The 10669-nt window shown below is 70.4% G+C and carries 12 protein-coding genes; 9 read left to right on the top strand and 3 right to left on the bottom strand.

Annotated elements, in window-relative coordinates; genetic code table 11:
- The first annotated feature begins 123 nt into the window (after positions 1 to 123).
- From QM582_RS19295 to QM582_RS19280, 4 genes are all read left to right on the top strand, one after another.
- Positions 124 to 1881: a proline--tRNA ligase gene (locus QM582_RS19295; protein WP_415087181.1), complete on the top strand. Its 1758-nt coding sequence runs from the start codon at positions 124 to 126 to the stop codon at positions 1879 to 1881.
- Between the two features lie 76 nt (positions 1882 to 1957).
- Positions 1958 to 2755, top strand: coding sequence for a sulfite exporter TauE/SafE family protein (locus tag QM582_RS19290; protein ID WP_415087179.1), 798 nt, complete (start codon positions 1958 to 1960; stop codon positions 2753 to 2755).
- Positions 2756 to 3025: 270 nt separating this feature from the next.
- On the top strand, positions 3026 to 3421 hold the full coding sequence (locus QM582_RS19285) for a hypothetical protein (protein ID WP_415087178.1): 396 nt from the start codon (positions 3026 to 3028) through the stop codon (positions 3419 to 3421).
- A 51-nt stretch (positions 3422 to 3472) separates the two neighbouring features.
- The gene (locus QM582_RS19280) at positions 3473 to 3628 is read left to right on the top strand and encodes a hypothetical protein (protein WP_415087176.1); all 156 of its coding nucleotides are present in this window, start codon (positions 3473 to 3475) and stop codon (positions 3626 to 3628) included.
- A 16-nt stretch (positions 3629 to 3644) separates the two neighbouring features.
- On the opposite strand, the gene QM582_RS19275 is transcribed toward QM582_RS19280, so the two are convergent.
- Positions 3645 to 4586, bottom strand: a complete 942-nt coding sequence (locus QM582_RS19275; protein WP_415087174.1) for a hypothetical protein — start codon at positions 4584 to 4586, stop codon at positions 3645 to 3647.
- A gap of 80 nt (positions 4587 to 4666) precedes the next feature.
- Here QM582_RS19275 and rimP point away from each other — a divergent pair, with 80 nt between their 5' ends.
- Together rimP and nusA are read left to right on the top strand one after the other, a co-directional pair.
- Positions 4667 to 5146, top strand: coding sequence for a ribosome maturation factor RimP (gene rimP / locus QM582_RS19270; protein WP_415087173.1), 480 nt, complete (start codon positions 4667 to 4669; stop codon positions 5144 to 5146).
- Between the two features lies 1 nt (position 5147).
- Positions 5148 to 6116 carry a transcription termination factor NusA gene (gene nusA, locus QM582_RS19265; protein WP_415087171.1) on the top strand — a complete coding sequence of 323 codons (969 nt, stop codon included), beginning with the start codon at positions 5148 to 5150 and terminating at the stop codon, positions 6114 to 6116.
- Between the two features lie 347 nt (positions 6117 to 6463).
- On the opposite strand, the gene QM582_RS19260 is transcribed toward nusA, so the two are convergent.
- A complete protein-coding gene (locus QM582_RS19260) occupies positions 6464 to 7015 on the bottom strand; it encodes a hypothetical protein (protein WP_415087170.1) in 552 nt (183 codons plus the stop codon).
- A 101-nt stretch (positions 7016 to 7116) separates the two neighbouring features.
- Positions 7117 to 8184, bottom strand: coding sequence for a choice-of-anchor D domain-containing protein (locus QM582_RS19255; protein WP_415087168.1), 1068 nt, complete (start codon positions 8182 to 8184; stop codon positions 7117 to 7119).
- Between the two features lie 442 nt (positions 8185 to 8626).
- On the opposite strand from QM582_RS19255, the gene QM582_RS19250 reads away from it, so the two are divergent.
- From QM582_RS19250 to QM582_RS19240, 3 genes are all read left to right on the top strand, one after another.
- Positions 8627 to 9229, top strand: a complete 603-nt coding sequence (locus tag QM582_RS19250; RefSeq protein ID WP_415087166.1) for a hypothetical protein — start codon at positions 8627 to 8629, stop codon at positions 9227 to 9229.
- Between the two features lie 745 nt (positions 9230 to 9974).
- A complete protein-coding gene (locus QM582_RS19245) occupies positions 9975 to 10226 on the top strand; it encodes a YlxR family protein (protein WP_415087164.1) in 252 nt (83 codons plus the stop codon).
- A 158-nt stretch (positions 10227 to 10384) separates the two neighbouring features.
- The coding region (locus QM582_RS19240; protein WP_415087162.1) for a translation initiation factor IF-2 N-terminal domain-containing protein at positions 10385 to 10669 on the top strand (285 nt) is incomplete at its 3' end.

Below are 10669 nucleotides of genomic sequence, written 5' to 3'. Positions count from 1 at the left end.
TTCGGGCTCGCTGAACTCAGCGAGCCCGAAATAGTTAGGCGAGCGCTGAGAGGGGTGGGCGTACCGGACCGTTAGGCTGGCCCCTGCTCGTCGGATGGTTCGCCGAGCAGGAGAAGGAGCACCGTGATCACCCGCCTGTCGAAGTTGTTCGTCCGCACGCTGCGCGACGACCCGGCCGACGCCGAGGTCGCCAGCCACCGATGGCTGGTCCGCGCCGGCTACATCCGGCGTGCCGCCCCGGGCATCTACAGCTGGCTGCCGCTGGGTCTGAAGGTGCTGGCCAAGGTCGAGGCCATCGTCCGCGAGGAGATGGACGCCATCGGCGCCCAGGAGGTGCGCTTCCCAGCGCTGCTGCCCCGGGAGCCCTACCAGGCGACGAACCGGTGGACCGAGTACGGCCCCAACCTGTTCCGGCTCAAGGACCGCAAGGGCGGCGACTACCTGCTCGGGCCCACCCACGAGGAGATGTTCACCCTGCTGGTGAAGGACCTGTACAGCTCGTACAAGGACCTGCCGCTGAGCCTGTACCAGATCCAGACCAAATACCGCGACGAGGCCCGGCCCCGGGCCGGCATCCTGCGCGGCCGCGAGTTCGTGATGAAGGACTCCTACTCCTTCGACGTCGACGACGCCGGGCTGGAGGCGTCCTACCAGGCGCACCGGGACGCCTACATCGCGATCATGAACCGGCTCGGCCTGGAGTTCGTGATCGTCAAGGCCACCTCGGGGGCGATGGGCGGTTCGGCGTCGGAGGAGTTCCTGGCGGTCGCCGAATCCGGCGAGGACACCTTCGTCCGCTCGCCCGGCGGCTATGCGGCCAATGTCGAGGCGGTTACCGTGCCGGCGCCGGCGCCGCTCGACTACGCGGGCGTGGGCCAGCCGCGGCGCATCCCCACCCCGGACACGCCCACCATCGCCACCCTCGTCGACCGGGTGAACGCCGAATACCCGCGCGCCGACCGGCCCTGGCAGGCGTCCGACACGCTGAAGAACGTGGTGTTCATGCTGGAGCAGCCCGACGGCAAGCGGACGCCGCTGGCGATCGGCCTGCCCGGCGACCGCGAGGTCGACCTGAAGCGGCTGGAGGCGGCGGTGTCGCCGGCCGAGGTGCTGCCGTTCACCGACGACGACTTCACCGCCCACCCGGCGCTGAAGAAGGGCTACATCGGTCCCAAGGCGCTGGGCGAGGAGTCGGCGTCCGGGGTGCGATACCTGGTCGATCCGCGGGTGGTCACCGGCACCCGCTGGGTGACCGGCGCCAACGAGGTCGACACCCACGTCATCGACCTGGTCGCCGGCCGCGACTTCACCCCGGACGGCGTGATCGACGTCGCCGAGGTGCGCGAGGGCGACCCGGCTCCGGACGGCTCCGGCCCGCTCAGCCTGGCGCGCGGCATCGAGATGGGTCACATCTTCCAGCTGGGCCGCAAATACGCCGAGGCGCTGGGCCTGAAGGTGCTCGACTCCAACGGCAAGCTGGTCACCGTGACCATGGGCTCCTACGGCGTCGGAGTGTCCCGGGCGGTGGCCGCGGTCGCCGAGTCGCACTGCGACGAGCGCGGGCTGTCCTGGCCCCGGACGCTGGCGCCGTTCGACGTCCAGATCGTCCCGGCCGGCAAGGACGCCGCGATGTCCGAGTACGCCGAACGGCTGGCTCTGGAGCTGTCGGCGGCCGGTTTCGAGGTGCTGCTGGACGACCGCAAGGCCAGCCCGGGCGTGAAGTTCACCGACGCCGAGATGCTGGGCATGCCGACCACCGTGGTGATCGGACGCGGGCTGGCGTCCGGGCTGATCGAGGTGCGCGACCGGGCCACCGGCGAGCGCACCGAGCTGAACGCCGAGGGAGCGGCCGAGGAACTGATCGCGCTGCTGCGGTCGTGAGCGAACCGGTCGCGCCGGCCGCACCGGTCGCGCCGGCCGTGGTCGGCGTCCGGTCGGGCTCGGGTCGGCTGTCCTGATGGTCTCGGGGCTCGAGCTCCCGCTGCTCACCCTGGCGCTGCTGGTGGCGGCGTCCTTCGTCGCCGGCTGGGTGGACGCCGTGGTCGGCGGCGGGGGACTGATCCAGTTGCCCGCGCTGCTGATCGGGCTGCCCGCCGACGCCCCGGTGGCGACCATCGCCGGCACCAACAAGCTGCCCTCTTTCATGGGCACGGCGACCGCGAGTCTCACCTACCTGCGGTCGATCCGGGTGGACTGGTCGCTGGCCTGGCCGCTGCTCGCGATGGCGGCGGTCGGCTCCTGGTCGGGCGCGCAGCTCACCCATTTCCTGCCCCGGCAGCACTTCACCCCGCTGGTGCTGGCCGCCGTGGTCAGTGTGGGTTGGTACACCTGGCGGCGTCCGCAGCTGGGCCTGCACGCCCACGTCAAGCACACCGGCAACGACGCCCGGCTGCGGATGGCCGCGATCGGGTTCGTGGTGGGTGCCTGGGACGGCTTCATCGGTCCCGGCACCGGCACCTTCTTCGTGATCGCCCTGGTGTCGGTGATCGGCCACGACTTCCTGGCCTCCAGCGCGCTGGCCAAGCTCGCCAACCTGACCACCAACGCCGCCGCGATCGTCGCGTTCGCGGTCACCGGCAACCTGCTCTGGGGGCTGGGCCTGCTGATGGGTCTCGCCAACCTCACCGGCGGCTTCTTGGGCGCCCGGACGGCGCTGAAGCAGGGCAACACCTTCGTCCGCAAGGTGTTCCTGGCGGTGGTCTCCGCGCTCGCCCTCAAGCTCGCCTGGGACACCTGGTTCAGCTACGTCGGTTAGCTGGTGGTACGCGGGGACGGTTCTTTTCGGTCCACTTTTTGGGTCCGAATGGACCGAAAAGAACCGTCCCTCCGTACCGCGCGGTCGTTGGCCGAGCATGTCGAAAGCCCCCGGCGGCGCGGCACGAGGGGGGGTTTCGACGTAGCTCAACCAGCGATGTGCAGCATCGAAGGGATGTGCAGCATCGATCAGTGCTCGTCCTTGGGGCGGGCCTTCGGACGCTGCTACGGTCGTCGGCATCTGAATGTTGGTGACCCGGAGAGGATGACGGTGGACACCACGACCCTCCCGACCTGGGCTGTCTATGTGATCAGCTTTGGGTCACCTGTGCTGGCGTTTCTCGGCGTGTTGTTGGGATCGTGGCTGACTCGGCGTACCGCCAAGGAGTTGGAGAGCAGATCCAGACGCGAGGAGACGATGAGGACTCTGCGCTGGGCCGCTGAACTTGCCGCTTCGGACAGGCCGAACTTGGCCCAACTGGGGGTGGCTGAGTTGGTGTCACTGGGCGAATCCGATCTTCTTGACGAGAGCCAGAAGGTGTTCATCGATGCGGCGCTGGAGAGCGTTGTCCAAGAGTTGGCGGAGGAGATCGATGAGATCGAGGCGGCCGGCAATGAGGCCGACGCGGTCGAGGAACCCGAGGACAGAGCTCGCACCCACGGGTAGGCTCACCGCGTATCCTGACTTTGAGGAAGCACTCGGCGAAGGAGGCTGACGATGGCGAAGGTCACTGTTCGCGTGACGCCCGCGCAGAAGAACGCCGCCAGAGCCCTGATCAACCGCAGCGCCAAGACCGGGCGAGTCGTCTCCCCGGCGGTGGCCAAGATCGCCAACGCCAAGACGCGGCCCGCCGCTGCGTTGGGCGCCGCCTGACCTTCAGCACACCTGCTCAGCCGGGCCAACCCGGCCAGCGCAGCGCGGGGCCGCCGAAACCGACCAGGGCGGACGTGCCGGTGACCAGGGCGTCCACCGCGACGCGTCGTTCCGCGGCGGACGCCGTCCCGGCCAGCCAGGCGCCGAACATCGGCAGCGCGGCACTTTCGGTCTGGACGGCCAATTGCCAGGCTTCGGCCCGGCTGCGGGCCGGGCGCTGGTCGTAGCCGACCGGGGGAGGGGTGGGCTGCAGGCCGGGGGACGCCGTGAGAACCTCCGAGCGCAGCCCGCGCCACTGGGTGAGCCGGTTGCGCAACGCGGCCGTGGCGGCCTTGTTCAACCCGGTGGCGGCCAGGGCAAGTTCGTAGCTGTACGCGGCCTGGTCGGCCAGCTGCACGATCCGGACGGCGCCGGTGCCGGTCAGGTCGGGGGTCTGGGTGGCGTCGTCGTCCCCGAGCGCGGTCAGGCCGGCCGGCAGCCGGGCCGCCATCACCGCGCTGAACGCCGCCAGGGACGCCCACAGCAACGCCGCCGGTCCGGACGTGGCCAGCGCCGAGGTCCGATGCGCGGCCTGCAACGACCGCAACTGGGTGACCAGTGCGTTCTGCGCGGCGGAGGCCGTCCGCTCCGACGGGACCGGCTGGCTCGGCAGCGGGGTCGCCGCCCGTTGCCGCCGGGCCGGGTCGGTGGAGCGCAGCACCTCCACCTGCTCCTCGCGGGCCCGTCCGAACCACTCCAGGGTGTCCACCCGCCGGTCGTTCAGCTTCCACGCCGCCGCGTTGCCGGCCAGCAGCGCGGCCAGCGCTGCCGTCCGGGCGACACGTTCGGGCAGGCCCTCCGGCACCGCCACCGGCAGCGGACTGGGCGCCGCCCAGGGCAGCCACTGGACGTTCTCGCCCACCGTGCACCCGGCCAGCGCGAGGGTGCCACTCAACAGCAGGGCCCGGCGTCCGATCACGGCCCCGACGGTACCGGGTAAACTCCCTGGACAGCCGCACCGGCCGACAACTGCACCGAAAAACCGGATCGAGGAGAAACATGGACCCAGCAACCGTTTCCCAGCTGGTGACGCCCGTGGTCACCTCGTGCGGGTTGGAGGTGGACCGGGTCGAAGTCGTCCCGGCCGGCCGGCGCCAGGTGGTCCAGATCTTCCTCGACGGTGACGGTCCCGAGGGCCGCGGCCCCTCCCTCGACGAGATCGCGGACGCCACCCGCGCCATCTCCCGCACCCTCGACGATGCCCCCGCGATGGGCAATCGGCCATGGACGCTGGAGGTGTCCTCGCGTGGCGTGAGCCGGCCCCTGACGCAGGCCAAGCACTACCGGCGCAACACCGGGCGGCTGGTCAGCGTGACCACCGCCGACGGCGAACTCACCGGGCGGATCATCGGCGCCACCGACGACGAGGTGACCCTGGACGTGGCCGGCGCCCCGCGCACCCTGCCGGTGGCGTCCATCGGCAAGGCCGTGGTGCAGGTGGAACTCAAACGCAGCATCGACGACGACGAAGGACAGTGAGATGGACATCGACATGGAGGCCCTGCGGGCACTCGAACGCGACCGCGAGATCCCGATGAACGTGCTTGTCGGAGCGCTCGAGGACGCCATGCTGAACGCCTACGAGAAGACCGACGGCGCCGTCCCCAACTCCCGGGTCGAGGTGGACCGCAAGACCGGCCGGGTCACCGTCTTCGCCCCCGAGCTGGACGAGGACGGCGAGAAGATCGGCGAATACGACGACACCCCGGACGGCTTCGGACGGGTCGCCGCCACCACCGCGCGGCAGGTCATCTACCAGCGCATCCGGCAGGCCGAGGACGATCAGAAGTTCGGGCACTTCTCCGCCGTCGAGGGCGACATCGTGGTCGGCGTGGTGCAGCAGGACCGCGACTCCCGCACCGTCCGGGTCGACCTGGGCAGCATCGAGGCGATCATGCCGTTGGCCGAGCAGGTGCCCGGCGAGGACTACTCGCACGGCAAGCGGCTTCGGGTCTACGTGGTGTCGGTGCGCCGTGAGTTGCGCGGCCCGCAGGTGGTGGTCTCCCGGACCCATCCGAACCTGGTCCAGAAGCTGTTCCGGCTGGAGGTGCCCGAGATCGAGCAGGGCGTGGTCGAGATCAAGGCGATCGCCCGCGAGGCCGGGCATCGCTCCAAGATCGCCGTGCTCTCGCACAATCCGGACGTCTCGGCCAAGGGCGCCTGCATCGGCCCGATGGGGCAGCGGGTGCGGGCCGTGATGCACGAGCTCAACGAGGAGAAGATCGACATCATCGACTACTCCGCCGACCCCACCCTGTTCGTCAAGGAGGCGTTGTCCCCGGCCAAGGTCTCCCAGGTGATCGTCACCGACGCCGCCGCCCGGGCCGCCCGGGCCATCGTCCCCGACTACCAGCTGTCGCTGGCGATCGGACGCGAGGGCCAGAACGCCCGGTTGGCGGCCCGGCTCACCGGCTGGCGGATCGACATCCGTCCCGACACCCAGGCGTAGGAGACCGCTGGTCGAGCTTGTCGAGACCCTTCTGGGGCGGGGTCTTTGGTCGTTGCGTTTGGTTCCGCGGAGTGGGCTGCACCCCGTCCCGCCCGTGCGCTGCTCGTCCCACTTCTGCTTTCTTCTTGAAGCCCTTGGCAGGGGACTCGCGCGCTTGATACGAGGTCGGTCTACGACCGACGTTGAGGAGCGAAGCGACGATACGCCCGACCTATACGGAGGTCGCTCTGCGACCGGAGTTGAGGAGCGAAGCGACGATACCCGGGCGGGGTGCAGCCCACTCCGCTTTCCGGTTACGTCACTTGTGCGCCACCGTTGGTCGAGCTTGTCGAGACCTGATCCGATGGTCAGGCGGTCGCGCTGGGCTGCGGAGCGGGAGTACCGCCACCGTCGGTTCGATTGGCTTGTTGTTCGGAGCGGATCTCGGTCAGTGCCGCGGTGACCTTGGACTCATCGACGCCGAGCTTTTCGGCCAGTGCCTTGGCGAGGGTGGCGTCCCGGTCTCCGCGTCCGCCGCCTCCGGGCTGGGAGCCCTGGCTCGGCTGGGCGCCGGCGCTCGGCGGCGTGCCCTGGTCCTGGCCGGTGCCGTCCGGACGGTTGGCCTGCATCACCTCCTGCAGGGCCTGGGACACGGTGCTCTCGTCCAGCCCCAGCTTCTCGGCCAGCGAGGCGGCCAGGTCGCCCATGCCGCGGCTGCCGTCCTGTCCGCCGGGACCCTGCCCGCCCGGACCCTGCCCGCCGGGTCCGCCGCCCTCCGGCGCGGAGCCGTCCGCACCCTGGCTGGCCTGCGGCTGGGCCTGACCCGTGGTGCCGGCCATCGCGTAGCCAACCCCGAGCACCGCGCCGACGCCGATCACGGCCGCGCCGACGGCCAGGCCGGTCTTCTGCTTGATGTTCATCTGTCTCCTGAGTTGTCGGATCACTGGTGATCCCAGTGAGCCGGACGCCGCTGGCAGGCCGGTGGGTGGACGCTGTGTCCCGGCTGAGAGCGGCGTCCGGGTCAGGAGGTGATGTCGGCGGACAGGTGGATGTAGTTCGCACCTCCTCGCCACTCCACCAGCAACTGGCCTCGCGGCTGGCTGACCGGTCCGGCGCAGACCACGGTCAGTGTCATCGTGCCGCCGGGATCGATCGTGAGCGGCAGCACAGGCGGTCCGGCCAGGGCGAACGGTGGATCGTCCCGGAGGCTGATGTTGGTCACGACGACCGGCAGCGTGCCTGCGGAGGTGAAGGTGAGGGACGCGGCCAAGGGTGATGCGCCGGCGCCGAAGTCGATTCCCTCGTCGGCGACAAGCCGAGGCCCGACCACCTCGGCTCGTACGTCCAGGATCAGCTCTGGACGCTGCGGATCGTCGGTGACCACCGTCACCACGCCGTGCAGCAGCCGGCCGTCGGTGCTCGGTGCGGCCACGTTCACGGCGACCGTCATCTCCTGGCCGGGCGCCAGTTGCCGGGGGAACGTGCCCGGGTCGGGGACGCCGAAGAGGTCGGTCGGGGCGGCGCTCACCTCGGCCACCCGCACCGGCAGGTCGCCCACGCTGCGGATCCGGAACGCCCGCTCCAGACTGTGGCGCGGAGCGACCGGGCCGAAGTCGATCAGCTGCAGCTCCGTCAGGTCGCGCAGGTCGAGCCCGGGTCGTGGTGGCAGGTCGGTGAGGATGGGTGGCCGGGGCAGGCGGCCGGTGAGCGGCGGGAAGGTCGGGGCCGCGAGGAACACCGACGGTGCCACCCCGGTTGCCGTGGCCGGGATCTCGACGCGGCCGTGCAGCTCTCGCCGTGGCCTGGGCCGGACGACGGTCTCGATCACGATCGTCCCGGTGTGCTCACCGCGCCGACGCGGACGGCAGGTCACCCTGACCGTTGCGCTCTCGCCGGGTTGCAGCCGACTGGGCAATGCCGACGGAAGCTCGAACCCGCTCGCGGCAACCGATTCCTGCAACGAGAACGTCGGCAACTCCACGACGATGTCGCCGGCATTGCGCAACTCCAGCGAGATGTCGGATTCGGTGCCCACCCGGACCGGGCCGAAGTCCAACGGGGTGGGGGTCACCTCGAGTGCTCGTGCCATCACGACTCCTTCTAGATAGTGCGTACTACGCGATACTTGTCAGGAGGCTAGGGCAGCGGGATTCGGACGTCTCTACGCAATTCTTCGCCCTACCGGCGGCGGCCCCGCCCCTTGCCGCAGGGGGATCCCGATGGTGTTGCGGCTGGAACGCCAACGGCGCGTCCGGGTCAGGCGCCGGCGTCAGCCTGCTCTTCGTGCTCGGTGGGTGGCGTCCGCGATGTCACCTCGACGGGTTGGCCCGAGAGGCCGGAGCGGCCGCAATGCCGGGCGCGATCGCATCGACGGATTGACCCGAGAGGCCGGTGTGGCCGCGATGCCGGGCGCGATCGTGCCATCGACGGGCTGAGTCGAGAGGCTGGTGTGGCCGCGATGCCGGGGGATCGTGCCGAGGTCGAATGAGCGGCGTCCGGGCCCCGGAGGCGACCCGACTACCCTGTTGCGGGTGCCGTCCGACAACAGCCGACCCCGCCGGCCCGCCTTTCGTGATCCCGCGATGCTGGAGTTGATGGGGGAGGGATTCGACCCGATCGCTCAACTGCACGCCGCCCACGAGACCGCGGCGGTGCTGCTGCACACCGGCCGGGCCGCGCAGGATCCGTCGGTCACCGAGCGGCTGGTCGATCTGGTCGGCGAGATCGGGCTGTCGACGCTGGCTGACCTGTGGTCCACCCGCCCGGCCGCCAGCCTGCCCGGTGCGCTGTGGCGGCTCTACTTCCTGCGCGAGTGGATGCGCACCGACTCGGCCGGGGTGGCCCGCTGCTATGCCGCCGGCGTCCGGTTCACCGAGCCCAATCACGTGGTGGCCGGTATCGAACCACCCCGGCCCGAGGACGTCCGGCGCGTCGCCGACGACCTGATGCGCGGTGTCTTCACCGGCGATTTCGCGGTGGCGTTGGAGCGGGCCGCCGCTTTCTGCCGGGTCACTTCGGCGGGCAGCGCCGAACTGTCCGGCCTGGAGCCGCTGGCCCGGGCCGCGAAGCTGCAGGAGATGGCCGACGACCTGACCGTCTGCGCCCGGCTCTGGCGGGCCGGCGAGCTGCGCTGACCGCGTCCGCGGCGGGCGACGCCGGCCTCCGACGCAACTCCGGCCCGACATCGCCTGCGGTAACGCACATCGCCTGGGTAGCAACGCAGGCGATGTGCGTTACCGCAGGCGATGTCGCGTCCGATCCGCTGAGGCTCCGTCGCTGAGCCCCGATTTGGTCTGTGGGCGCGGACGCCTATGATGGTCGATCGGTGTCGGGCTGAGGTAGCCCCGGGCTCCAACACTTGCCGCTGCGAGCGGCCACGCGCCGAGAGGCGCTCCCAGCCCGACACCAACCTCCTTCGCCCTTCTCGCGCTCGCCTAACTATTTGGGGCTCGCCGAGTTCGGCGAGCCCCAAATAGTTAGGCGAGCGGTGGGCTCGACCAGCGATCGGCACATCGGCGGCTCCGGTGGGCGTCCGGACGCGACTGAGCCCGGCCGCCTGGGGAGGACGGCCGGGCCGGGAAGAGGAATCAGTCGATCGTGCTTCAGCGGCCACTCCCTTCCCCAGGACGCCCGCCGACGGTCTGCGTCGCCTGGTCGGTGCCGATTTCCGGTGTCGTGTTCATGTCCCTTACTCAACCGGTCGCTCCCAGGACTGCGCTGATGCCCGGCTGTGCCGTGGCTATGAGCTGAGTCCAGGGGCTGTCGCGGAGGTCGGGTTCGGTCAGGGAGCGGCGACTCCCTCGTCGGCCTTGCCGGGCATCCACCCTGGCACCGCCGTCCCCCGAAGAACTTCCGCCGAACGGCACTAGCCTGGGCACCATGACAGCTCCGCAGCGGATGTGCGCCGGCTGCCGCGTCCGGGCCGATAAGCAGACTCTGCTCCGGCTGGTCTGGGACGGTGGCTCCGGGGTGCTGCTCGACGAACGCCAGCGGCTGCCCGGACGCGGGGTCTACCTGCACCCGGAGTGTGCGGCACGCGCCCTGAAGTCCCGGGCGATCGGACGCGGCCTGCGGCGCAGCATCGACCACTCCGCCGCCGCCCGGACCCTTGCCGCGCTGCCGTTTGGGTGATTCGGGGGCGACGACGATACACTTGCGGGTGCGCCTCCGCCCGTTCGGGGCGGATCCCAACCAGAAAGTGGGCTAACGCTCATGACCACTCGATGAGTACCTCGAAATGAGCAACAACAACTAGCTGGTCCGCGCGCCCGCGGACCTGAAGGAGAGTAGTGGCCAAGGTCCGCGTCTACGAGCTCGCCAAAGAGCTCGGACTCGAAAGCAAAGATCTTCTCAAGAAACTGAACGACATGGGCGAGTTCGTCCGCTCTGCGTCGTCCACCATCGAGCCGCCCGTCGTCCGGCGGCTCAACGAGCGCATGTCCGCCGAGAAGGCGGGCGGTGCTCCTGCCGCGAAGGCACCCGCACCCAAGGCTCCGGCAGCTCGGCCGGGCACCCCGGGCCCGCGTCCGTCGGCCCCGGCGGCCGGACGCCCCCAGGCGCCCGCGAAGCCGCAG

Origin of the sequence: Micropruina sp., from assembly GCF_047607385.1 — a bacterium.
In the GTDB taxonomy this organism is placed as follows: domain Bacteria; phylum Actinomycetota; class Actinomycetes; order Propionibacteriales; family Propionibacteriaceae; genus Micropruina.
This window is presented reverse-complemented; position numbering and strand designations above follow the sequence as displayed.

Coding starts and splice junctions, on each gene's coding strand:
- QM582_RS19290 (WP_415087179.1), top strand. CDS start 1,958: ATGGTCTCGGGGCTCGAGCTCCCGCTGCTCACCCTGGCGCTGCTGGTG.
- QM582_RS19280 (WP_415087176.1), top strand. CDS start 3,473: ATGGCGAAGGTCACTGTTCGCGTGACGCCCGCGCAGAAGAACGCCGCC.
- rimP (WP_415087173.1), top strand. CDS start 4,667: ATGGACCCAGCAACCGTTTCCCAGCTGGTGACGCCCGTGGTCACCTCG.
- nusA (WP_415087171.1), top strand. CDS start 5,148: ATGGACATCGACATGGAGGCCCTGCGGGCACTCGAACGCGACCGCGAG.
- QM582_RS19260 (WP_415087170.1), bottom strand. CDS start 7,015: ATGAACATCAAGCAGAAGACCGGCCTGGCCGTCGGCGCGGCCGTGATC.
- QM582_RS19255 (WP_415087168.1), bottom strand. CDS start 8,184: ATGGCACGAGCACTCGAGGTGACCCCCACCCCGTTGGACTTCGGCCCG.
- QM582_RS19245 (WP_415087164.1), top strand. CDS start 9,975: ATGACAGCTCCGCAGCGGATGTGCGCCGGCTGCCGCGTCCGGGCCGAT.